Source organism: Paenibacillus sp. FSL K6-0108, assembly GCF_045040695.1.
GTDB lineage: Bacteria > Bacillota > Bacilli > Paenibacillales > Paenibacillaceae > Paenibacillus > Paenibacillus pabuli_B.
Genome location: NZ_CP150288.1, coordinates 2,213,828 through 2,237,467, shown reverse-complemented (window position 1 = coordinate 2,237,467; position 23,640 = coordinate 2,213,828). Strand labels below are relative to the sequence as shown.

Genomic DNA, 23,640 nt, shown 5'->3' with positions numbered 1-23,640 from the left:
GACTGCTTAATTATTGTTAAAATTAATCTTTTACTGATTTTTTTCGCGCAACTTTATCGATTTCATACTGTGCCAAAAACCTCAAACCTTCTTTTGTAGTCTGTACCTTTTCATACTGTACCCCTGGAACATTAATTTTCTCAACTAAGCCGAATTTCATCAGTTTTGGTGCAACATTGTAATAAATATATAGTGTGAGAGCACTCGATTTCGAACTATTTGTAGCACCCATTGAAAATAAGCTCGCTCTTCTTACAAAAAACCTCAGAAGAGTTGTTTCAGTTTCAGTTTCATCGACTCTTTTCGGTAATTTAACTACTATATTCTCTAGTGTAGATTTGATTTCTGCATATTGATAACCATTTAGGTCTGTTTTTTGAGTTAACCTTTGGTTCAGAGTGTCATTTTCTTTAGATAGTCGTGCATTTTCTTTTAATAACTCTGCATTCTCCAAGAGTATGTTCTCATTACTCTGGATGCTGTCAGATTTAACCCAACCCACTAAATTGTCATCTGTTTCGTATTCTCTAAGAGACTCCATCACTGTTAATTTAATATCTTTGATATCTTCATAAAACTTAGAGATATTGTTCAACACTTCGCTCTTGAAATCTTGATATTTGGCATAGTGCTCGCGTTCCATAAAATTTGGATTTTCTCTAGCCTTATCCATTAATTTTTCATCTGTAATAACGATTGCAAATCTTCTTTTTCCTTGATCACCCGCATAGTCATATTCCCAATGCGTATAACTTTTTCCACTTTCAGGGTCAAGACTACCATAGCGGCCACCCAAAATGAGCATATAAACGTCAGACTCATCAATCCAACGTTTAATGGTTTCCTTTTGAGTTTGATCTCCTGATTTAAACAATTCCATCCCCGCTGGAATGTGCCCTGAATTTAAGACTGCTGTAACTGCTGCTTGTCGCTCTTCAATCATATCTATGTAAGTAGATGAAATAAAAACTTGAAGTTTCTTTTCCATAAATAAAAACGACTCCCTCATGTATAATATTCCCTATTATACTACAGAAGTCGCCAAAACCGTACAATGCTCCTATGTGATTTGACAATGAAATCAGACTTTCGTTTGAAAGAAGTACAGTGTATAGTTTTAAATTATTCGAGATGGTATATTTGAATAAAAAAGGAGTTTTTAAATGTTTTCAATTTATGATCTCTCCAAAGAAGAGGACAGATTAATTCAGAATGCAAAAGATAGCCATGGTCGTTATTTTACATTTACAAAAGAAGTTATAGAATACTCTTGGACTTTTATTGAAAAGATTGATGCCACTGCATATGTATTTAATGTTCTCAACCCAAATGAATAAATCTTTGTCCCTTTCTTTGCTGTCAATAATTAGACTTCACACAATTCAAGCTTACCAATCACTAAGAAATGCAATTGAGTCTGTAGGACTAGCAAGTTACTCACTTTACAAGCCCAATCAAAATAACTACGTTTTAGATAATCCTGAATTTCCAGGACATCTTATTGCGAAAAAAGGCGTTTCAGATAAAGTAAATAAGTGGCTGAACAATAATTATCCTTCCCACTCCGATAAATTGAGAAGCATTAAAAGCGAGCATATAAACAAACATTTTGCACACTCAAATCTAACAGATGCTTTAACTAATGTGCACTACATTGACAATAAAACCTATAATTCTGTTTTTGATGAGACCAGCTTTATACTTACAAAAATACATTTAGTAAGCTTATCAAACATGGCTATACATATGATCGATCTATTGGGTAATGTCTTGAAAGATTATCCTTTAGCTAAAATCAAAACTGGCCACTCAGTAAAACTAGATGGATTTTATAGGACTTGTAGACAACAATACTTAAGCCTCAAAAATGATGCTACATTCCCTAAATATTAGCTGCCCTAGTGGTAGCTTTTTTCTTGAAATTCAACGTTCGTCGTGAATCATGTAATATTCATGGTCTTTAAGAATTATTCTTTCAACCTCTTCATCTGTTGCGTCTTCCCAAACAGTTATCATCCTGTTATACGTAACAATCGGCCTTGCACGTTGGAGAGACAAATTATTGAGATTTATTCTGAATTTAGTAGCCATCATCCCCCCCACTGTTAAGCATAAGATTGGAGGCTTTTCTCCATTACGTTAAAGACCTAATGCCTAAACTATTCCAGTACTAAATCGTTTAGAATAATAATCCCCTACACTTTTAAAAGTTATTTGGGTTATTTTTTATTGTAACTGTATATGCAAGTGAGGGTTTTGACAATATGCCAAAAGGGTTGATAGCAATCATAAAATACGCATAATAACCGTCACAGAAAAAGATTAATTCGCCTTACAAATCCACACCAGTCAACAGCCTGCCCCATCTATCAAACGTTACAAAAAGCGTCACAAAATCGAGTCACAATTGATTTTTTATAGCGTTTCCCAAGTCCTTTCAAACACTTTCGAAAACTAATGAAAGCTTGTCCCATATGGGTCCATGACGTGTACCAGCACTTTGCGACTCTGTTCCAAAATGGGATACGGTAGTTGCTCCGCACATGATATATCCTTTGAATGTATTAATCGTCAGTAATGTCGTTTTGGGCAGCTTCACCTCTACCCCGACCAACACATGCTCCCCAACCACAATCGGCTCCATCGTCACCATAATTTCCCGATACACCTCCTCTTCCACAGGTCACGATAATTGTATGCCTCATTCTGGATAGCTGTGTGGACACCTGCGGAAAAGAACTGGAAATGCATATGGTTTTACTTGAACTAGCCCAAGTGGTTTGCTCATTTTCTATGTCTACAGCACTATGATTATTGCCTTTTTAATGATATAGTGTATTGAAGCATGTTTTTGCTGACATATCTTTTAACGGGGCTGGGATGAATGAAAGAAACCATATCCAACGAAGAAGAAATCGGCTTTTTATTCAATGTCGACATTCTTATTAAGAGCCGCTCGAATGCATTGGCGCTGCAGTCCCTGTTGGAGTTCATTAACAAAGAGGAACAAATTGCGGACTTCCGGATTCAATCCGGCATAGAGCTTGGCAAAATTATTGAAGTGACACTCCAGTCCAAAAAGGACTCATTTGCCTTTCTTCATAAAGAAAGAAAAAAAACACAATCTAATGCAAGACAAAAAAGCTCATCACCAAATCAAGCGACGGCTTCAACCGTTCCTGGTAAACCAGAAAATGAAGCCGAAACACCTGCTTCCCAGAACACTCCTTCAACCGAAGCATCCAACACTACCAACGGAAATTCATTCGACGTATGGATTGATACCCTTATCAAAGAAAACCGTCTTACTCGGATCGTTGTGAACAACAAGAACGGTAAGCACCAGAGCATACCATGCCGCATTTTGAATTTTGATCGGGATAACAGCATTGTAAGCGTCTACCATGTGGATGAAAAACAAGTGTATACATTCCGAACCAATGAAATTGATGAATTTCTCTAACTGAATGAGCATTCAAAACAAAAGCAACTTACGGGGAAATTGGGTACATTTCTCACGCAAGTTGCTTTTTTGGATTTTCTTTCTGATAACTGGTAACTGGAACAACTTCAGCTGTGCCTTGGCCTTTTAATGAGCTTATGAGCACGCATTAAGAGCGATCTTTCCCCCGCTGCCATACGTCGATTGCGAATAACAACCACCCGACAATAAAGGCAACCCCGCCAATTGGCGTGATGGCTCCCAACATTTTAATACCTGAAATACTCAGTACATACAGACTGCCCGAGAATATGATAATTCCTGTAAACAACAGGCGTGCTGCCCACTTGAGCTTGGTTGACGGTCCGAGCTGACCCGCTGTGAGACCAATAATCAGCAGTGCGATTGCATGTATCATGTGGTACTGCACTCCGGTTTCATACACGGCTATTGCGTCTGCACCAATTCTTTCCTTGAGCATGTGTGCACCAAACGCACCAATGGCTACAGAAAGCATTGTAAGTACAGCACCAAGCATCATCCATTTCCGTTGCATTTTCCTTCTCTCCCTTAATTCATCTCTCAATATTCATTTTAGCGAATCCTTGCCGTGTTTACCAGCAAGCTGCAATGCGGAAGGCATTCATATGTCTGGTTATATATACTTTGCTAAGCTTTTGCCCCAAAATGGACGAAAACTGGCGTGAAACCTTGATTTTTATCGATATTTATGGAAAAGTAAAAAGGAATGCCTTCATTCTCTTGAAGAGAATCTTAACACCCGGATTAGGTTAATTACACTCATGACCACGACTAAGGGAGGGACACACCATTTATGGATAATCAGAATAACCAGAATAACAATCAATCTTATCCATCCGGCTCCAGTACGGAGCATTCAGATCCATATCATGACAACCTGTTTACACCTTATCCTTCCGCTCAGGAAGATCCATTCGTGGGTCGTTTGAAACATTCCGGACCTGGCATTGCAAGCTTTGTGATTGGATTGGTCTCGATTATTGGTTACATGCTGACTTTAGTTATTGCCACAATGGCTATCAACAGTTCGATTGGCGCCTTAGTCACTCCGATACAAGTGGAAGAGATCGCACTGCATCCGGCAGTAGTTCTGGCTTCTCTGGCTGTTCTTGTTTGTCTGATTCTGAACCTGGCTGGACTTATTCTCGGGGTAATTGGGCTTATTCTCAAGAATCGAAAAAAAGTCTTTGCAATCATTGGAACCATTCTTAGTGGTGTCATGATCCTGGCGTTTGCAGGGCTTATCATCGCAGGCATCTATATGATGTAAAAGCTAAATGAAATAACAAGGATCCATATCAACCTGATTCATTCTATTGCCAAATTTTCGTATCCAAAGGAGATTGACATGTCACGAATTAAAATTTTCACGGACAGCACAAGTGATCTGGCCCCAGCATGGATCCAGCAGCACGATATTGGTATCATCCCTTTATATGTCGTGTTTGGTGAGGAATCACTAAAGGACGGTGCTGAAATTAAGCCGGAGCAGCTCTATGAACGTGTAAGCAGGGATGGGCGTTTGCCCAAAACGGCAGCGCCTTCACCTGCTGATTTCATGACGGCATTTCAACCTTACATAGAACAAGGGTATGATATCTTGTATATCAGCCTGTCCTCTGAACTTTCATCAACTTACCAAAATGCAAGATTGGCCAGTTCCGAGTTTCCGGAAGGTCGCATCTCTGTCGTGGATTCTTTGAATCTTTCTTCCGGGATTGGCCTGATGGTCATGAAGGCAGTTCATGCAGCTGAACAAGGACAGAGCCTGACGGAGATTACACATCTCGTTGAAGCCATCAAACCGAATGTGCGAACTGAATTTGTCATTGATACATTGGAGTATCTGTACAAAGGTGGACGCTGCTCCGGCATGCAAAATCTGATTGGCAGTCTGCTAAAAATCCGCCCCGTCATTCGGGTAGCCGATGGAAAGATGTCTCCTGCGTACAAAGTCCGTGGCAAACGGGAAAAAGCGCTGGAACAAATGCTGCAAAACACGCTTAACCATAAGGAACAGATCGACCGCGACCTTGTTATCGTTGTGCATACGATGGCCGAGGAAGATGCGCTTGATTTGCAAAAATCACTGCAGGAGCAGACCGGTGCACGAGTGGAATTGACTACGGCTGGTTGCGTAATATGCAGTCATTGTGGTCCCAAAACGATCGGTATCATTTACAACACGATTCTATAAAGGACCTCTCATCATACTGCATGTTCCTTAATAATTAATAGCACGAAAGATCAAGCAAAAAAGGCATCCCAAAGCTACCATAGCTCAGGATGCCCTTTTTCAATTATAAACATGTAACATTAATAAGTTTTTGTTTTCAGGTCATTCAAACTTTTGAACGCATATCCTTGCTTACGCGCTTCATCAATTATGGAGGCTAGCGCCTCCGTGTTATCTTTCGACACAGAGTGAAGCAGAATCACAGCTCCCGGATGCAGTTGTTTCAGGACTTGCTGACGTGCATATTCTGTCCCTCGTTGCACTTTGGTATCCCAATCTTTATAAGCAACGGACCAAAACACACTAACGTAACCTTGTGCATGGCTTTCTGCTAGCGTCCGGTTGTTGAAGATTCCACGTGGCGGTCGCAAGAAGGTCGCCTGCTGTCCAGTTAACCGGTTGACTTCAGACCGTACCTGATCGAGCTCTGTTCTTATTTTTTCATTGGAAACCCGGGTCATATCGGGATGGCTCCAGGAGTGGTTACCCACAATATGTCCCTCTGCTGCCATTCGCTTCACCAATTCAGGCTGATCTTTCAAATAATGTCCGGTGACAAAAAAAGCAGCTGGCACTTTCTTATCACGCAGAACATCCAAGATAGCTGGTGTAAACCCATTTTCATAACCGTTATCAAACGTAAGATACAGTTCTTTCTGTTTCGTATCCCCCAGGAAAATGGCATTGTTATGCTGCAATATTTCCTTAAATCCTTCCTGATCAATGGAAGGCAGCTGGCCGTTTTGGCTTTTTTTGAAACCAAAGTGATAAGCTCCATTTATTGGCGATGCTTCAGTATGTGCCGGTAATACACCGAAAGTCAATATAGCCAGCAGCATGTAAAGAACCATTCGCTTCATTGCTATCCGCTCCTGTTCCTGAAAAATTCGGTTTGTCGCTTCCTATCACGAACACCTTCAGGTAATATGCCACAGGAACAGCTAATGTATGTAAAATTTCAGATCACGATTGTTTCACATACATGACCAAATTGGCCCCAAATCGCATCTCTACGTTCAAAACCGTTTATTGTCTCGCTCCGGATGATGAAACAACTCAAGTAATGTTTCAGGTTTCCCACTGGAAGCCAGCCACTCTCTCACCATTTCTATCGCACGTGTCTGACCATCACCACTATCCCTCCAGGTAAGCAGCTCAATAACCTTAATAATCAGGGCAGACATATTGTGGTTATCATGTTCAGACCGATCTGCCCGCAATTTATGATATAAAGCCTCCTGCTCCCAATCAAGCAAAATCTCATCACCAATGGTAGGTTTCATTAAAGTGTATGCTCTACCACATCCAGAACAGCGAACTGCACTAACCTGCTCTTGAGCAAAAATTGCTAGGATCTCCTGATCGCAATCCGCGCACTGAAAATTGACTTGTATGTTGTGTATGTTATTGTTCATGTTGGTGTTCCTCCTGCTATGTATGTACTACATCTATACCCGAATTATCGTTAACTCACGCTAAATTGCGCCAAGTTCAGAAGGTGCTATAATCTTGTAAATATGTTAAAATATTATTCATATGATACGTAGGAAGAGGCGGATATCCATGTCAAAGGAAGAACGTAATATTACCTGGCAGCAATCCAGCTTAAACAGACAGGACAGGGAGAAACTTAACGGTCATCGCAGTCGTGCCTTATGGTTCACTGGCTTATCAGGTGCAGGCAAATCCTCGCTTGCATTTGCCCTGGAGCAGTATCTCTACGAAAAAGGGATTCATTGTTATGTGCTGGATGGGGATAACGTCCGTCATGGACTGAATCGGGACCTTGGCTTCACGGCTGAGGATCGGCAAGAAAATCTGCGCCGGATTGGTGAAGTTTCCAAGTTGATGGTAGATGCCGGTGTATTTGTTCTTTCCGCCTTTATCTCCCCTGACGCACAAGATCGAAATATGGTTAGACAGCTCTTTGAAGCTGATGATTTCATTGAAATCTATGTGCGTTGTTCAGTTGAAGAATGCGAACGCCGTGATCCAAAAGGACTTTACAAAAAGGCGCGCAGCGGTGCCATTCCACATTTCACAGGGATTTCTGCCCCTTACGATATTCCGGAAGATCCTACACTGATCATTGATACTGAAGAGCTGTCCATCGAAGAAGCAGTGCATAAAATTGTGAAGCATCTGGAACGTGTCGGTGCATTTCATCTTTCACAACCTATTGGTAATGCCATCGTTCATTAATTGAACTTCGGCAATAATTTCGAACTACTTTCCTGATACATACAGATCAAAGGCGCTGCCTCCAATGGCGCGCCTTTTTGCATTTTCATTTCGGAATTTAATGCGACACTCATTGCCCCACAACGCCAGCTTGCATATTCAACAGTTTGCTGAACGTGCCCACCGGGTCCGTTGATAATTGCTGATAGCCCCCCTGTTGGATAACTCGGCCCTCATCCAATACAATCACTCGATCTGCTGTTCGAATGGTGGATAGTCGGTGTGCGATAACAATTACGGTAACGTGCCCTTTCAGGCGCTCAAGGGCCTCATGAATATGCTGTTCATTCTCACTATCCAGCGCACTTGTCGCCTCATCCAATACCAATACAGAAGGGTTCCGAAGCATGGCGCGGGCAAGCACCAATCGCTGACGTTCACCGCCGGACAAGCGGATGCCCCGATCACCAATAATGGTATCCAATCCCTGTGGAAGTTTGCGGACAAACCCTGCAGACGAAGAGAACTGTAAGGCATGCCACATCTGTTCCTCACTGGCATTGGGGTCAACCAGGCGCAAATTTTCGCGAATGCTCGTATGAAACAGAAAAGGGTCCTGAGAAACATAACCAATTGAACTTCTCCAAGCTAACAATCGATTTTCGGTTAACGGCACACCATCCACCAAAATCTGACCGCTTTCCGGACGAATGAGTCCCATAATCAGATCTATCATCGTGCTCTTCCCGGCACCCGATTTGCCTACAATGGCCGTCATGCCTCTCGCAGGGATGGATGCATACGCTTCAAATAACGAGTAGGTATCGCTTCCTTCGTAGCGATAATTGACTTGCTGACACTCGATAGACTCCTTAAGCTCCAAGGGTTCAATGTGTCGCACATCGCCATCGTCCTGCTCATCCGTCTTAACCTGAGCCCTCATTCTAACCGAACGCGGACCGGGAACCATTAATTCCTGATCATATGGTTCACCAGCATGAACTGCTTTTTCACTAATCTCACGGCTTTTCTCCGTCTCGGTCTGTAACTCTCTCACAATCTGAAACGCGGGCAGCATCGAACTCATATACTCCAGATTGGACTGAATGGACGTGAATCGCGGCCACAACCGTGAAAAAATCAGAATGATGAGCAACAAACTTGCCGGAGGTACAGCGAGAACATGCAAGGATAAATAGATAAAAGCAGCAATAATGACAGCCGCCGATACTCGATGAATCAATTGTGTGCCACTGTTCAACTGGCTGAACTGAATCACGTTTTGTTCAATCCGTCCACACATACGCTCAAACCAGCTAATATGTGATTTTTCGAGCATATTGCTCTTAATATCCTTGATTCCGTTAAAGTGCTCTGTAATACCATTATAATAGCTCTGGGAATATTCTGATGTCTGGTCCCCAATCTGTTTTGCCCGTTTCACGAATTTTCTCAAGACAATAAATAATACCAATCCGCAGACCAGGACAAGGGTGGTTAATTTGGCAGACAGCCAGAAGGCCAAGCCAATCTGAATGCCGGTGAAGATCAAGGAAGCCGCCATTTGCAGCATAATGTTCGTTCCCTGGCTAACTCGGGCAAGCTCGGTCGTTAATATATGATTAAAATCGGATTTTCGTTTTTGGAGAAAAAAAGACCACTGTGCCATAATGATGGCACGATAGGTTTCCATGCGCAGCGTTCGAACGAATTGCTGCTGAATTCGAGTGTTGCGAATCGTCTGAAGACGTTGAAGCCACGCCTGTCCTGAGACAATGAGGACAAAAGTCAGCAGCACCAGCAGTAGCCGGCCATTTTCCGGAAAACGATTCAAAAATTCGGATAGCCAGGGTAAGTGCAGACCTGTTGATCCCATTTCAAAAACACCAATGAGACTTAACATCGGAACGAGCATATATATGCTGATTCCTTCCATCAGACTGATACAGATCATGCCCAGCAGGTTCCAATACAACACTGGGCCCGTTACTCGATGCAGCTTGCGCATAAAGAATTGCAATTCCGATATCATACGTTATCCCCTCTCCGTCATCGTGTTCCTTTTGATTCGCCGCCAGAACCAGAGAAACGGACGTAACGGAAAATACAAAAAATGCAATGAACGCGGAAGCGGTAGTTGATCAACATCCCAGGTACTCGGATACAAACGTTCAATGAAGAAAAACAGCTTCTGCCTTGTGCTTCGCAGTGCAAACAAATAGGAACGATAACTCTTCACAGCTGCCGGGGTCTCAATCATTTCATTCATGAACACTACACCGTGTCTGGCTAATTTCTCTCCCTGACGTTTGTGCAAGGATAATAAAGCAAGGTAACTGTTATTTATAGGGGTATCCAGCAGTACAGAAGCTAGATGAAGAGCTTGTGAACCGATGGACAATCTGCCTTCTGCTTTCAGACGCCGCTCCACTTTTTTGACGTCCAAGGGCATACTGCGAATCATCTGATCGATATCCAATAACCAACGCAGTCTGAACCAACCGTGTCTTGCGCCATGTGTCACCAAATATGCCCACAGATCCTCCCTTTCCAGCATACGGACAGGCGTCTGGGTATAGTTGCTGAATCGGCTGCGTTTCCACAGTAATTCAAAATCCGTTTCTCTTCCGGAATCCGGATTAAGCCGCCAATGGATCTCCACTTGGGTTCTTTTGATCGGATGTTTGTAACAGATATGATGTTCCCGCCATTTCCAGCTGGCAACGGTTGGTGTTCTCTTCCCTTCCTTCGATTCATAACCAAGTGATTCAAGGATCTCTTCTGCGGTCTCCACATCATCAAAAGGGATAAGAATGTCCAGATCTTTAGAGGTCCGTAAGGATATATCTCCATATAGATCATGTGCCAACGCGGGCCCTTTGAGCGTAATATTGCGAATGCCTCGTTCGCGCAATGCACCACAAACCTGCTCCATCTCGGCAGTCAGATGCAACATGCGGAATGTATTCGACGTATATTGCTGTCTCAAGTTTTCCACAACAAAAGCGGGAATGATCGCTGAATTCAAATCTTTTATTTTCAGATAGAGAACAGAATACAAGCGATGATGATAGACAAGCCGCAAAAAGAGCTGCCAGTCTGTTCCCTGCAATTGCGTTTTGACATCCTCGGAGGTTAAATCTGTGAATTCACCTCTAATCATGCTCAAAATCAGCTTAAGCTCTTGCGGAAAATTGGTTGTATAGTAATCAAGTTCATGTGTCATAGACAATCTCCCCAGATCCCTTCTCAGGACACCGCTTGCCAAACACGCCGACAACCGTATATTGGTCCATAGTATCAGCTCCGGTCACGATTAATTTCCCACTTCGCAGCCAGGCATGAGCCATCATTTGTCCATTTTCATTCCGTGCAGTTCCCATATATAGAGTACTGTCAATTTTACGATGCTCCAGCATCTTCATCGCGGCTATAGCCATCACCAGACAACGGCTTTCCCATAAGGTGTATTTGCTGGCCACCAGTATGGCTTTGGAAATATTTCGTATCGTCTTCACTTCATTTCTTTGAAGTCCACTCATCGGCGTTTCGTACATTGGTGTGCCCAAACCTGGAGCAATCTTGGCAAAGGGCATCGCCTTCAGGATTCGTGCCCATCCAAGATGGATGTAAGCCTCCCACACCAATCCACGAATTTCACGTGGCAACGAGAAATAAGCTTTTATTTTACGTAACATGGCTTTATTCTCCGCGGGTAACTTCAATCAGACCTTCTTGTGTAAGATGATCCAGAAATTGGACAACCTGATCTTGGCATACTGCTGGTTCAATATCATATTCAGAGGCTAACACCTCTACCAACGCAGCCAACGTTTGTTCCTCACTCAGCAGATCCCAGATGCGTCCACCGGTGCTGCCCAGGTTATAATACTTTCCGGTATGAATGCTCATCATGACTTTCTCTCCGCCCATATCACTGACCAGGTTGCCTTCCTTGCGCATTACACGATCTTCGCCATTCATAGATTTAGTTGTTGTCATTTCCTGTATACACTCCTTTGCGTACATGATCGATAATCCGGTCTGCCATCTCAAAAGCAGTAAAATCAGGTCCTGATCTTGTGATTCTGAAGACTTCGATACTTGCGGACAAACGTGAAACCGTCTCAAATAACCACTGCGCCAAACCTTGTCTGGAGACAAGCCCACTACGGAAGGTATGAGAACAAAGCATATGCAAGCGTTCCAACCCGGCAACTTCCATCAGTTGAACGGGCATTTGTACTTCCTCCGGCTTTGGATCAAGCTCAAATACAGCAGCAAGCGGAACACATCTATCATGAAAATAGTGCTGGACAGGAATCGCGTATTTCGTAATCTCTGCATGAACCGTCGCATAATCCTGCTGCTTCATGCCGAATCCGTCCAAGCTGGGCTGCCACAACTTTTGCTGCGGATACCCGGGCGATACAATCGCTCTACCGCCTGCATCCCACGTCAGTGCCACAACATCATCCGTCAAGAGGGGATAACCACGCGAAGCAAGTGCTGCGGACAATGTGGATTTGCCTGCACCTGAATGTCCTACAAATGCATATGCCCAGCCATCAATGACTACTGCGCTTCCATGTAGAGGCAAAATGCTGCGCTGCATCATAATGACGGCCATACATGTGCCCAGAATAAATAATCGTACCTTTTTATTGTCAGCTCCCGGCTCAGGAGATACTATGATTCTATTTCCCTGTTCCATAAAAAAAAGACCGATATCTTCAATCCGAAAAAAAAGACTTCCATCCCGGGCAACAAAGTTGTCTCTCCCCACGTCCCACTCGTTCCAACGTGTTTTTAAATCCGCTACCTGGATGTATACATCCACACTGGAGGTATCTACATCTGCACCGCCTTGTACGATTTGGAGTTCGGGCAATGGAAATTGGCTCATCCAACGCAAGCCATAAGCTTCATACTGCACAGGCAACAATGAATGACTCCTCCTTTGCAATTCTTCATGTATATAAAAAAGCCCTTATATTCATATTGCTCAAATATAAGGGCGGAGGCGAAAAGATGGATTTGTTGCCTTTCCGCCCTTTAAGTATAATGGCACAGGTTAAAGCTTAAAAACTTAGGAAGTAGACGGATCGTAAAGGTCAGCATCGTGAACAGTTACCCAGTCAATTTGTCTGTAACCTGTTCCCGCCATGGTTTGGTTCACTTCCAACACTTCCAATGCTGGTGCTTGCCATTCCTTTTTTTCCATTTGCATCGTATTCACCTCCTCTCATGAGTAAACTGAAAAATTGAACCTGTATCCTGTTTCATATCGCCACACCCATGAACTGCATCAGAACTTTCGAATGAATCGATACACAATCAGGCTATGCATCATCAACCGCAAGTCGGGGTGGGAAGCAAGCTCCGGACGAGGGTTTGGAAAATTAGCAAGTGCGGACTTGATCCGCTCTGTGTTCAATATGCCAGCGACCCGGCTGTCAGAACATAACGCACGCAATTCGGCAGTAAAATCGCCCCAATTGGGAATCATGCGGTGCAACCAATCCGCGGGCTGAACACCACGCACTCGCTGGTTTAACCTAACTTTGTCAGGCAGCTCAGGTGATGTAGCTCGCCGAATCAAAGCACGATCCGTCCCTTGATTAACATATTGTTCAATCGGTACGGACAGACAGAAACGGATCACTCTGGCGTCACTCGTAGGATCACGCTCCCATGCCCGATAACGAAGAGAGCATTTCGTTGCGACAGCACCATTTTTGTTCGCAATGGCCAGATTGTTGAATTTCTCTGCCCGTACTTTGAGCGCATCTGCCTGAGCACCGCCTTGCAGAACAATAATGGATTTGAGCCGTTCCAATACGCCTGTTCGTCTAGCAAACTCCGGATGGATTAATTGCACCGATGCAGCTTGGGCAGCTCCCTTTGACATGGATTTGAACAATTCCGGATACGCTTTACGGCCCGTAATTTTGGCAATTCGCGAGAACTTCATCCCGGTACGTTCACTGTACTGCTGCATTTCCCGGAGCCACCGGAACCAACGTCCGCTTTTTAGCAAACTGGCGTAATAATCCAGTGCTGGGCCCCAGGAGACCGTGAAGTTGCCCCGCGCTCCAGTCAATAGAATGCCTGCATCCTGCTGGCTCGCTTTTTCATAAAAACCACGAATCCAGAATGAATTCTCAAAGTATTTATAAGGCATTTCCATAATATCAAGCCAGGTGTCCACTTCACTAAGTGGGTTTCTACCCTCAAAATCAAGATAATTCTCCTTGATATTACCAACATGATTAACCGTTGACTGGATAAACGGGCGTTCATCTGCTAACAGTGTTTTGGATGTGTAATCCGTAAAATCAGACACCGGAACGTAGCTGTACGCATTTAATGTTTTCCCTTGACTCCGTAGTGTTCCTGAGGCATATCCAACCACAGCTCCAGAATCCAGCCCTCCACTTAAAGCAGCAGCCACCTGCCGGTGCGTTCGCAAACGCGATCCAACAGCTTGACCAAATACCTCACGGAAAGCTTCTACATATTCCCCGTCGGACTTGAGTCTTAAAGGCTCCACTTCATCCCAGCGATGGTATTGTTTTTGTTCCAGCCTTCCATCTCTGAAGCTGAGGGTATGGGCAGGAGGCAGCTGGCTCACTCCGCGATAGACGGTAGAATGAATATCTGCGGAGTCATGCATATCAGGAATGGCAAGAAATTCGGATAACCAAATTTCATTCAGTTCTTTATGTACGCCCTCCAATTGTAGCAACGGATTCATTAAGGTACAGAAGGCAAACCGCTCGCCATCATGTCGAAAATAAAAGGATCTCATGCCAGTAATATCTCTCGCTGCGAAGAGTCTGCGCTTGCGATCATCCCAGATTGCGAAGGCGAAATCACCAAGCAGCTTCTCGGCCATATGTTCATCCCACCGCTGATAGGCTCGCAATATCAGTTCACTATCCGACAATCCTGCTAACTCCGCTCTCGATATGGACAGTTGATCTGCCAGCTGTTCCCGATTATCCAAAATGGCATCCGACGTGATGGTCAGACCGCTCACTTCATCATGTAAGGGCAATTGCTCGCTAACCGATTCTGGAGTAATCCACTGGGCATGGCAGCTCAGAAAAGCTTCATTGCCTTTCCAGACTCCCGTTGTATCTGCCGGGATGTGTCCCAGACTGGCATATAGGCGCCAACTGTCCTCCCATAACGCTTGCTGACCATCGGTGTGAACAATTCCTGCTATCGCGCTCATGACTTTCCTCCCCGAAGTATCTTGCGCTGTGAAGCCCAGGCGCTTATCTGGTTACCAAAAGGAATCAAGGATTTGATACGCTGAATCTTGCTGTGAGCAGAGGCGAGCTGTGCCTTCAATCGTTCCCGCTCATTGTAACCTCGTTCCAGTCGATTATCGGCTGCACGCAGCGCGGCTTCCAACTGCCTGATCGTTGCCAGTGCGGCCAGTGTCGGGTCAATCGTATCCGGTTCATTCACTGCCCGATTATCCCTGTTTCCATCTTGAGTATTGTTCGCTAGGTTGACAGGCTGCATCCGGTAACCTTGCTGCCAGCTGCTTCCCGTTGCTTCCGAGAATTGACGCGTAAGTTTGGCAATGACTTCCTCATCTGGGCCAGCTTCGTAACGCACACCTGTCCAGCGCTCTGCTTCTTCGAGCTGTTTACTGTATCCCATTCGATGGAACAGATCTGAGCCTATCACCCGGCAATAGAATTCAACTTCCTGTGGATTGAGTATTTTTTTCCAGTTGTTAACAGAATCTTGATGAGCTTCCTGATGCGACGATAGAAACGGATCACCAACACCCATGCTATAAAACATATTGGACTTTGTACTGTCCACAAAACGTCCATATTGCTCTATTCCCTCTTCATATCCGATGCCAAGAAAGCCGCATAACTTCTCCATCTCCTCCCGAGGACTGGAGACGAGCTGTTCGTACTGAACTTCATAGGCATTCGTGTGTTTGTCCGCAAAATAATCATTCAAACGGAGCATACCCAGTGTGAGATCGACTGCTTTCATATTAAGATTCGAACTCTGCAAGCTGCTAATCAAATCGAATCCTTCTCCTGTATGACGGTTTACCTTTTTGTAGGAAGCAGCTATGGCAAGGGGGTTACGCTGGAGATGAATGCGCTTGGACTGTGGAAACAGGCGATCAAGCCATTCCAGCATATAATAGTAACGAGGAGATTTATCTACGATAAGGTCTGCCCCGCTCCCCTCCAGAAATCCGTTATAAATTTCCAGAGCAAAGCTTCTGCAGGCCTTTTCAAAACCTTCGACGGATACCATAGCGCTGTAAAACTGACGGATGATTGCACCCCCGCCATAGGGGCGGGAATCAGCCTTCTGCAAATCTACAAGATTCATCAGAAACCACATTTCCTGTGTGGCAAATACTCGGCTGTGATTTTGCAGCATCACGGTGGATAGCGAACTTCCACTGCGAGGTACACATAATAGCAAGACAAGTCCGTTACCATGAACATCTACCAAGGGCAGCCTCTCCTCTGTACAATTAAAATGAGCATGCAGTTGGTATAGCTCTTTATATCAATATCCGCTTATATACCCACATGGGAATAGGTAAAAGGGATGATGTACTTTCGACAAACTTTAGATACGATATGTATTCATACTTTTACTCTATGATACAAAATGTATCATGTCAATCTTTTATTTTCACCTTTTCATAATATCTTTCTATTCACTCTATTCTGTTCTCTGTCGTTTAAGCACTTCTATATATTCTTTGCCCCTTACTATGTATAACTATTGCACATACATGAAGAAGCTCCGGAGCAGTTTACGAATAAACAGGCCCACGGAGCTACTATTATTAATAATGAATATTAGCTATAAATCGTCAATAACCAATCATCCTGTTGATCTAGCCTCTGTACCTTTCCCCGACTTGGAATGATGTACCCAGCCCTGCCCTTCTTCCTGATCCGCCTGAATCGCATCCGACATCCCCTGCTGCACTTTAACCGTCAATAACACTGCAATCCCGGCAGCAAAAAAGAAAATTAGAGACAGAATGCCCCAACGGGTAGAACCTGTTATCTGGCCCACCCAACCGAATACAAACGGCCCAAAAATGGAAGAAAATTTGCCTGTAATATTAACAAATCCAAAATACTCTCCTGTTCTTCCGGCAGGCATCAAATTGCTGAACAAGGAACGCGCTGTTGATTGACTTACGCCCTGCACTACGCCAACCAGGCCAGCGAGCAGATAGAAATGGATGGCTGATGTCATGAAATACCCCAAGATGACGATGCATATGTAAATGGACAAGCTTACCATCAATACCTGCTTCGCGCCCCAACGCTGTGCCCATGCCCCCAACAGCAATGTACAAGGGAACCCGATAAATTGGGTCAGCAGCAAGGCCAGCATCAGATCGGCTGTCCCGATTCCAATGCTTGTTCCATAGATCGTTGCCATCAGGATAATGGTATTAATGCCGTCATTGAAAAACCAGAAAGCAACCAGCATGCGCATCAACTGTGGAAAACGCCGGATTTGGCGAAAGGTTTGACGAAGCCTGCGAAGGCCTACATTGGCATAGCCTTGCCATGACTTCGGCATATCCGGTGCAGCAGGACGGCGCGGGGCATGGCGAAATAACGGAATGGAGAATACAAGCCACCACAATGCTACGGATATAAAAGCAAGTCTTGTTCCCGCGAGTGTACTCCCCATCCCGAACCATCCCGGCTGCTGAATCATCAGCATATTGATGGCAAGCAGTAATCCTCCGCCAATATAACCATAGGCATAGCCTTTGGAGGAGATCATATCTCTTCGCTCAGCTGATACCAGGTCAGGAAGCATCGCATCATAGAATGTATTGCCACCCGCAAACCCGATAGTCGAGATGACCAGCAGTGCAGAAGCAAGCAGCCAGTCTCCCTCACCAATGATGCTGAATCCGAGGGTTGCGATGATGCCAATGATGGAAAATACCCGCAGGAAATCACCTTTACGCCCTGATAAATCCGCTAATGTCCCCAGCAAAGGAGTTAACAGCGCTACACATAACATGCCAATGGAATGAGTATACGCCAGATAAGATGCTGCGGTATCTGCATCCAGTGTAGCTGCAGCCACTGAAGCGTAGAAGACGGGAAGAACGGCTGCAAGTACCGTCGTCGCATAAGCCGAGTTGGCCCAATCATACATAATCCATGCTTTAACTGCCCGTTTATTCAAATGGTATCCTTCCTTTACACACATCCCTCATAGGGATGCCAAGTAAACACCTGTCCCTATTGTAAAGGAAGTTCGTCACACTTGTTCATCGTTTCTGTAAAAAAGTCCCGGATGATCTGTACAAATTTAGAGGAGCCCAGAAGGGAATCTCGCATAATTGTATCATTTTATCTACTCACGCATCACATATCGTCCCCGCCCGTGAATATACTTAATTACCGACAGGCCAAACTGTGCCGCGTAATCAATGGGGGGTGCCTACATGTCAAATTCACACCAGCCTTACTCGTTCGTCGTTTCCCGGGAAGATTGGTCGCTTCACCGCAAAGGGTACCAGGACCAGCAACGCCATCAGCAAAAGGTTAAAGATGTCATCAAGCAGAATCTGCCTGATCTAATTACCGAAGAAAACATCATTATGTCCGATGGACAACAAATCATCAAGGTACCAATCCGCAGTCTGGATGAGTACCGTTTTGTGTATAATTACCAAAAGCAAAAACATGTGGGCCAGGGAGACGGTGACAGTCAGGTCGGGGATGTCATCGGACGTGATCCCGCTTCGAAGAAGCCGGGCAAGGGTGAAAAGGCCGGAGATCAGCCCGGGCATGATATCGTTGAAGCCGAAGTGAGCATCGAAGAATTGGAAGATATGCTTTTTTCGGAACTGGAGCTTCCGGATCTGAAGCAAAAAGACAAGGATCAGATTGAGACACATACGGTGGTATTCAACGATATTCGCAAAAAGGGCATGCAGTCCAATATTGACAAAAAACGTACCATACTGGAGAACTTGCGCCGTAATGCCACCACTGGCAATCCGGGTATTCACCATATCAGTCCGGACGATCTGCGTTACAAAACATGGGAAGACAAAATCATTCCACAATCCAATGCCGTCATTATTGCCATGATGGACACTTCCGGTTCCATGGGTTCCTTTGAGAAATATTGTGCACGCAGCTTTTTTTTCTGGATGACCCGATTTCTCCGCCGCCAGTATGAGAAGGTTGAGATTGTTTTCCTCGCCCATCATACCGAAGCCAAGGAAGTGACCGAGGAGGAATTCTTTACCCGCGGCGAAAGTGGGGGCACTATCTGCTCCTCTGTATATATGAAGGCATTGGAAATTATTGATAGCCGCTATCCACCTTCCAGCTATAACATCTACCCGTTCCACTTCTCGGACGGGGATAATCTGACCTCAGATAATGAGCGTTGTGTCAAACTGATTGGCGAGCTGATGAAGCGCAGCAACATGTTTGGTTATGGCGAAGTGAACCAGTACAACCGCAGCAGCACACTCATGTCGGCCTATCGTCATATCAAGCTCGACCAGTTCATGTATTATGTGATCAAAGAAAAAGGCGAAGTATACAAAGCTTTGCGCAGCTTTTTCCAGAAAAGAGAGGGAGGCAGCGTAGGATGACAGATGAGATCCGTGACCTTGAATACGCCATTGCCGAAATTATGGAGATTGCCGATGGATTCGGCCTGGATTATTATCCGATGCGTTATGAAATATGCCCTGCCGATATCATCTATACTTTTGGAGCGTATGGTATGCCAACCCGGTTCAGTCACTGGAGCTTCGGGAAAACTTTTCATAAAATGAAGATGCAATATGACTTCGGACTCAGTAAAATTTATGAGCTTGTCATCAATTCCAACCCTTGTTACGCCTTCCTGCTGGATGGCAACTCCCTGATCCAGAACAAACTGATCGTGGCACACGTGTTGGCACACTGCGATTTTTTCAAAAACAATGCCCGTTTCTCCAAGTCCAATCGTAATATGGTGGAGAGCATGGCAGCAACTGCTGATCGGATCAGCAACTATGAGATGGAATATGGTGCAGAGGCTGTCGAAGCATTTATCGATGCTGTCTTAGCCATTCAGGAACATGTTGATCCCCAGTTGATCAAACCCCGCCATTTGGACAAACAACGTTATATGGAGATGAAAATGCGGGAGCAGCGTGGCGAGAAAGCGCCAAGGCCGGAAGGTCGTTATGATGATCTTTGGTCCCTTGATGATACCCCGGCTGAAGAAGCACCTGCGGATGGGATCCAGGTACATCACTTCCCGCCAGAACCGGAAAAAGATATTATGTGGTTCATCCAGGAGTTTTCCGAAGTGTTAACGGATTGGCAGCGGGATATTATGAGTATGATGCGTGAGGAAATGCTCTATTTCTGGCCACAAATGGAAACAAAGATTATGAATGAAGGCTGGGCCTCCTACTGGCATCAACGTATTATACGGGAGCTGGACCTGAACAGTGAGGATACGATTGAATTTGCCAAACTGAACTCTTCCGTCGTGCAGCCATCCAAGCAAAGTTTGAATCCCTACTATTTAGGGCTGAAAATTTTTGAGGATATCGAACGTCGCTGGGATAACCCATCCCGGGAAGAACGGGAACGTTTTGGACGTCAGCCTGGGCAAGGTCGTGCCAAAATGTTTGAGGTTCGGGAATTCGATTCCGATACCTCATTTATTCGCAATTACATGACCAAGCAATTGACCGAAGACCTCGACCTCTATGTATTTGAGAAAAAGGGCCCGGACTGGAAAATCACCGACAAGTCCTGGCAAAACATACGGGATCAGCTTGTTTTCTCCCGCATCAACGGGGGTTCTCCGTATCTGGTCGTTCAAGATGCCGACTATCTGCGCACAGGAGAGCTTGTGCTCAAGCATCAGTATGAGGGCATTGAGCTGGATCTGAAATATATGGAACGGACTCTGCCTTATCTGTACCGCCTTTGGGGGCGTACCGTCCATGTGGAAACACGGGTGGAAGATAAACCGATCTGGTTCACATATGATGGCAAGAAGCACCACCGCAAGTTTTTAACATAAGAACTCAAAAAAGCGGCAAGTCCCTGGCATATGGCGGGGACTTGCCGCTTGGCATTTAAGTAAACCTAGAAGATCGGCGGAGCTTCATGCAGCCGCAGGGGCACAAAAAAGTCATGCTCCACTTCACTTGCCGGCAATGGACGGCTGAAATAGTATCCCTGTATTTCGCGGCAATCATTTTGCATCAGAATGTCCAGCTGTCCTTTCGTCTCAATCCCTTCCGCAATCACTTCCATCTTCAAATTCTGAGCCATCGATATGATCGTGGCCACAATCGCCTGGTCACTTCGACTCTCCGTAATATCCGTCACGAAAGATCGGTCAATCTTTAACTTATGGATTGGAAAATGCTTCAGATAACTCAGCGAGCTATATCCTGTTCCGAAATCATCCAGGCTGATTTTGACCCCAAGCGCTGTAAGTTCATTCAGAATACCGGTGGATACCGACGCATCCATCATCATGCTCTCTGTAATCTCCAATTCAAGATAGCGGGCATCAAGGCCCGTCTCCGTGAGTGCATTTTTGACCTGCTCCACCAGGTTGGACTGATGAAATTGTTGACTGGACAAGTTAACGGATACCGGGATGAGCGGTCCGCCACTGACATGCCAAAGTTTCATCTGCCTGCATGCTTCGCGCAGTGTCCAGTTCCCAATCTCATAGATCAAGCCTGTCTCTTCTGCCAGTGGAATGAACACATTCGGAGACAGAATGCCTTTGTCCGGATGATTCCAGCGAATCAAAGCCTCCACGCCAATCATGCGGCTGTCTTCTGTACGTATCTGAGGCTGATAATAGAGGACCAGTTCGTCCCGTTCCAGTGCTTTGCGCAAATACCCTTCCAGTTCGATTCTTTCATATAGTTCCGAATCCAGTTGGGCCGTGTAAAACTGAAAACCGTTCTTGCCATTTTTCTTGACTTCGTACATGGCAGAGTCTGCATGCTTCAACAACGCATCCGCTCCTGTTCCATGATACGGATACATCGCAATCCCGATACTGGCAGTAACGTAAAAGTCATTTTCCTTTAATCGATAAGGCAGCTGAATCGCTCGAACAATCCCTTCTGCCAGTTCAGCCACCCGCTCCTCATTCCCCTGCTCATTCGTAACAACCAGCGTGAATTCATCGCCCCCCATACGAGCAAGCATGACATTATCCGTCGCTTTCGGGTCTGAATCCTGAATTGCACTCATAATTCTGCTGCTCACTTCACGAAGAAACACATCTCCAATGGAATGTCCCAGAGAATCATTAATCATTTTGAAACGGTCGATATCCATCACCATAACCGCAAATGAACTTTCTGTTGATCCGGAAGTCGTGATTGTGCCCTCCAGCACGTCATCCAGCTTGCGACGGTTTGGGAGCCCGGTCAGCGGATCGTGCAGAGCCTGGTGACGAATGCTCTCCTGGGCCTGTTTCTCCTCGGTAACATCTTTGATCAAAATGTGACTCCCCTGATGTTTACCATCTATCAGCACAGGCACCACAGCAATACTTAGATCAAGATGATCTCCCTGGACGTTTTTCATTTCCCCCATGAAATGCTGCTGCTCACGACTATCATCATCCCACACCACATGCTGCATTTCACTTGTCCAATGTATATGAACATACTGTGAAATCTCATCAATAGAACGATGAATAATTTCACTTTCCTGGTACCCTGTTATTCGAGTGACAGCGGCATTAATCCCCTTGATAGCCCCTTGCTTATCCACCGAGATAATGGCATCTGAATGGTTTTCGTACAGGGCCTGATACCACTGTTCATTCTCATGAATCCGACGATCCTTCTGAGATAAACGCTGATTAATAAAGATACCAAATAAGGTTAGCCCCAATGCAATAAAAGTACCCGCTGCGATCAGATACGCAAGAAGCGAAGGTTCAATCTGCATCCCGGAACCTGTCATCTCATCATGCGCATGATGAAATTGTGCAGCAGACATTCCTGTATAATGCATTCCCGAGATGCCCAGCCCCATAATGAATCCGCTGCCCATCTTGTAAACCCAAGTATAACGTGACTGATGCTGCATGAAGAAAAACATGAGCCATAAGGCAGCGAATGAAGCGATCGCTGCAATTAGGATGGATAATACCACCCTGCCCAGTTGATACGTAATGGTAACCGACATGGCAGCCATCCCGATATAATGCATGGTGCTAATGCCTGCGGTCATGAGCACTCCTGCGATCGGGAGCCTGCTTATTTTACCTGACTGCTGACCTGCAATATTTAACGCTACACCAGATGCAATGATTGCAAGAAGAACAGATAGAAAGACCTCACCTGTGGAATACGACACATGCATGGGAAGAACAAAAGCCAGCATGCCCACAAAATGCATGGACCAGATCCCCAAACCCATGGAGATTGCCCCGCAGGTAAGCCAGATATTACGGGACATACCTTTCGCCATACTTACCCGGCCCGCAAGGTCAAGGGCTGCATAAGAAGCCAACGCTGCAATAATGTAAGATAAAATAACCAATTCCAAGTTGTACGTTCCATGTATGTGCTCCACTTACTCTGTCCTTTCAACCGGGAAAAGCCTTGTATGTAAGCAAAATGTAAAAAAGAAGCGAGTGGCTGTCCGAACGACAGCCACTCGCTCCGCTTCATTTGTCTTGTGAC

At 45.0% G+C, this 23,640-nt stretch carries 23 protein-coding genes; 8 read left to right on the top strand and 15 right to left on the bottom strand.

Annotated features, from left to right (window positions below):
• Nucleotides 1-22: 22 nt before the first annotated feature.
• The gene (locus MHB49_RS10385; protein WP_405156064.1) at nt 23-988 is read right to left on the bottom strand and encodes a DUF4062 domain-containing protein; all 966 of its coding nucleotides are present in this window, start codon (nt 986-988) and stop codon (nt 23-25) included.
• A gap of 175 nt (nt 989-1,163) precedes the next feature.
• On the opposite strand from MHB49_RS10385, the gene MHB49_RS10380 reads away from it, so the two are divergent.
• Both MHB49_RS10380 and MHB49_RS10375 read left to right on the top strand, forming a co-directional pair.
• The gene (locus MHB49_RS10380; protein WP_405156063.1) at nt 1,164-1,337 is read left to right on the top strand and encodes a hypothetical protein; all 174 of its coding nucleotides are present in this window, start codon (nt 1,164-1,166) and stop codon (nt 1,335-1,337) included.
• Complete coding sequence (locus MHB49_RS10375) at nt 1,330-1,893, top strand: hypothetical protein (RefSeq protein WP_405156062.1); 564 nt, start codon at nt 1,330-1,332, stop codon at nt 1,891-1,893. Before MHB49_RS10380 ends, MHB49_RS10375 begins: the two co-directional genes overlap by 8 nt.
• A 544-nt stretch (nt 1,894-2,437) precedes the next feature.
• Here the strand turns inward: MHB49_RS10375 and MHB49_RS10370 are convergent.
• Nucleotides 2,438-2,653: a hypothetical protein gene (locus MHB49_RS10370; RefSeq protein WP_405156061.1), complete on the bottom strand. Its 216-nt coding sequence runs from the start codon at nt 2,651-2,653 to the stop codon at nt 2,438-2,440.
• A gap of 231 nt (nt 2,654-2,884) precedes the next feature.
• Between MHB49_RS10370 and MHB49_RS10365 the strand changes: the two genes are divergently transcribed.
• Complete coding sequence (locus tag MHB49_RS10365; RefSeq protein ID WP_405156060.1) at nt 2,885-3,463, top strand: hypothetical protein; 579 nt, start codon at nt 2,885-2,887, stop codon at nt 3,461-3,463.
• A 148-nt stretch (nt 3,464-3,611) separates the two neighbouring features.
• Here MHB49_RS10365 and MHB49_RS10360 read toward each other — a convergent pair whose 3' ends face one another.
• Nucleotides 3,612-3,998, bottom strand: a complete 387-nt coding sequence (locus tag MHB49_RS10360; RefSeq protein ID WP_405156059.1) for a DUF423 domain-containing protein — start codon at nt 3,996-3,998, stop codon at nt 3,612-3,614.
• 279 nt (nt 3,999-4,277) lie between these two features.
• Between MHB49_RS10360 and MHB49_RS10355 the strand changes: the two genes are divergently transcribed.
• Together MHB49_RS10355 and MHB49_RS10350 are read left to right on the top strand one after the other, a co-directional pair.
• Nucleotides 4,278-4,754 carry a hypothetical protein gene (locus MHB49_RS10355; protein WP_405156058.1) on the top strand — a complete coding sequence of 159 codons (477 nt, stop codon included), beginning with the start codon at nt 4,278-4,280 and terminating at the stop codon, nt 4,752-4,754.
• Between the two features lie 78 nt (nt 4,755-4,832).
• Entirely contained in the window at nt 4,833-5,681 is an 849-nt protein-coding gene (locus MHB49_RS10350) for a DegV family protein (RefSeq protein ID WP_405156057.1), read from the top strand.
• Between the two features lie 119 nt (nt 5,682-5,800).
• Here the strand turns inward: MHB49_RS10350 and pdaA are convergent, their stop codons facing one another.
• Together pdaA and MHB49_RS10340 are read right to left on the bottom strand one after the other, a co-directional pair.
• Nucleotides 5,801-6,580: a delta-lactam-biosynthetic de-N-acetylase gene (pdaA, locus tag MHB49_RS10345; protein ID WP_405156056.1), complete on the bottom strand. Its 780-nt coding sequence runs from the start codon at nt 6,578-6,580 to the stop codon at nt 5,801-5,803.
• A 156-nt stretch (nt 6,581-6,736) separates the two neighbouring features.
• Entirely contained in the window at nt 6,737-7,003 is a 267-nt protein-coding gene (locus MHB49_RS10340; RefSeq protein ID WP_405156055.1) for a hypothetical protein, read from the bottom strand.
• A 280-nt stretch (nt 7,004-7,283) separates the two neighbouring features.
• Between MHB49_RS10340 and cysC the strand changes: the two genes are divergently transcribed.
• Nucleotides 7,284-7,922, top strand: coding sequence for an adenylyl-sulfate kinase (gene cysC / locus MHB49_RS10335; RefSeq protein WP_405156054.1), 639 nt, complete (start codon nt 7,284-7,286; stop codon nt 7,920-7,922).
• A 109-nt stretch (nt 7,923-8,031) separates the two neighbouring features.
• Here cysC and MHB49_RS10330 read toward each other — a convergent pair whose 3' ends face one another.
• The 9 genes from MHB49_RS10330 to MHB49_RS10290 all read right to left on the bottom strand — a co-directional run bounded on the left by MHB49_RS10330 (nt 8,032) and on the right by MHB49_RS10290 (nt 18,128).
• Nucleotides 8,032-9,933, bottom strand: coding sequence for an ABC transporter ATP-binding protein (locus MHB49_RS10330; RefSeq protein ID WP_405156053.1), 1,902 nt, complete (start codon nt 9,931-9,933; stop codon nt 8,032-8,034).
• Nucleotides 9,934-9,936: 3 nt separating this feature from the next.
• Nucleotides 9,937-11,127, bottom strand: coding sequence for a nucleotidyltransferase family protein (locus MHB49_RS10325; RefSeq protein WP_247901770.1), 1,191 nt, complete (start codon nt 11,125-11,127; stop codon nt 9,937-9,939).
• Complete coding sequence (locus tag MHB49_RS10320) at nt 11,117-11,599, bottom strand: lasso peptide biosynthesis B2 protein (protein ID WP_405156052.1); 483 nt, start codon at nt 11,597-11,599, stop codon at nt 11,117-11,119. Before MHB49_RS10320 ends, MHB49_RS10325 begins: the two co-directional genes overlap by 11 nt.
• Before the next feature lie 4 nt (nt 11,600-11,603).
• The gene (locus tag MHB49_RS10315; RefSeq protein WP_247901768.1) at nt 11,604-11,903 is read right to left on the bottom strand and encodes a lasso peptide biosynthesis PqqD family chaperone; all 300 of its coding nucleotides are present in this window, start codon (nt 11,901-11,903) and stop codon (nt 11,604-11,606) included.
• On the bottom strand, nt 11,890-12,846 hold the full coding sequence (locus tag MHB49_RS10310; RefSeq protein WP_405156051.1) for an HPr kinase/phosphorylase: 957 nt from the start codon (nt 12,844-12,846) through the stop codon (nt 11,890-11,892). The genes MHB49_RS10315 and MHB49_RS10310 overlap by 14 nt, the downstream gene beginning before the upstream one ends.
• A gap of 144 nt (nt 12,847-12,990) precedes the next feature.
• Nucleotides 12,991-13,125 carry a paeninodin family lasso peptide gene (locus MHB49_RS10305; protein WP_405157097.1) on the bottom strand — a complete coding sequence of 45 codons (135 nt, stop codon included), beginning with the start codon at nt 13,123-13,125 and terminating at the stop codon, nt 12,991-12,993.
• An 84-nt stretch (nt 13,126-13,209) separates the two neighbouring features.
• Nucleotides 13,210-15,141 (bottom strand): asparagine synthase-related protein, encoded by a 1,932-nt coding sequence (locus tag MHB49_RS10300; protein WP_405156050.1) that lies wholly within the window; start codon nt 15,139-15,141, stop codon nt 13,210-13,212.
• The gene (locus MHB49_RS10295) at nt 15,138-16,406 is read right to left on the bottom strand and encodes a sulfotransferase family protein (protein WP_405156049.1); all 1,269 of its coding nucleotides are present in this window, start codon (nt 16,404-16,406) and stop codon (nt 15,138-15,140) included. Before MHB49_RS10295 ends, MHB49_RS10300 begins: the two co-directional genes overlap by 4 nt.
• A 381-nt stretch (nt 16,407-16,787) precedes the next feature.
• Nucleotides 16,788-18,128, bottom strand: coding sequence for an MFS transporter (locus MHB49_RS10290; protein ID WP_247901763.1), 1,341 nt, complete (start codon nt 18,126-18,128; stop codon nt 16,788-16,790).
• 262 nt (nt 18,129-18,390) lie between these two features.
• Here MHB49_RS10290 and yhbH point away from each other — a divergent pair, with 262 nt between their 5' ends.
• Together yhbH and MHB49_RS10280 are read left to right on the top strand one after the other, a co-directional pair.
• Nucleotides 18,391-19,557 (top strand): sporulation protein YhbH, encoded by a 1,167-nt coding sequence (gene yhbH / locus MHB49_RS10285; RefSeq protein ID WP_247901762.1) that lies wholly within the window; start codon nt 18,391-18,393, stop codon nt 19,555-19,557.
• Nucleotides 19,554-20,993: a SpoVR family protein gene (locus MHB49_RS10280; protein WP_405156048.1), complete on the top strand. Its 1,440-nt coding sequence runs from the start codon at nt 19,554-19,556 to the stop codon at nt 20,991-20,993. Before yhbH ends, MHB49_RS10280 begins: the two co-directional genes overlap by 4 nt.
• Nucleotides 20,994-21,058: 65 nt before the next feature.
• On the opposite strand, the gene MHB49_RS10275 is transcribed toward MHB49_RS10280, so the two are convergent.
• Nucleotides 21,059-23,530, bottom strand: a complete 2,472-nt coding sequence (locus MHB49_RS10275; RefSeq protein WP_405156047.1) for an EAL domain-containing protein — start codon at nt 23,528-23,530, stop codon at nt 21,059-21,061.
• Between the last annotated feature and the right edge of the window lie 110 nt (nt 23,531-23,640).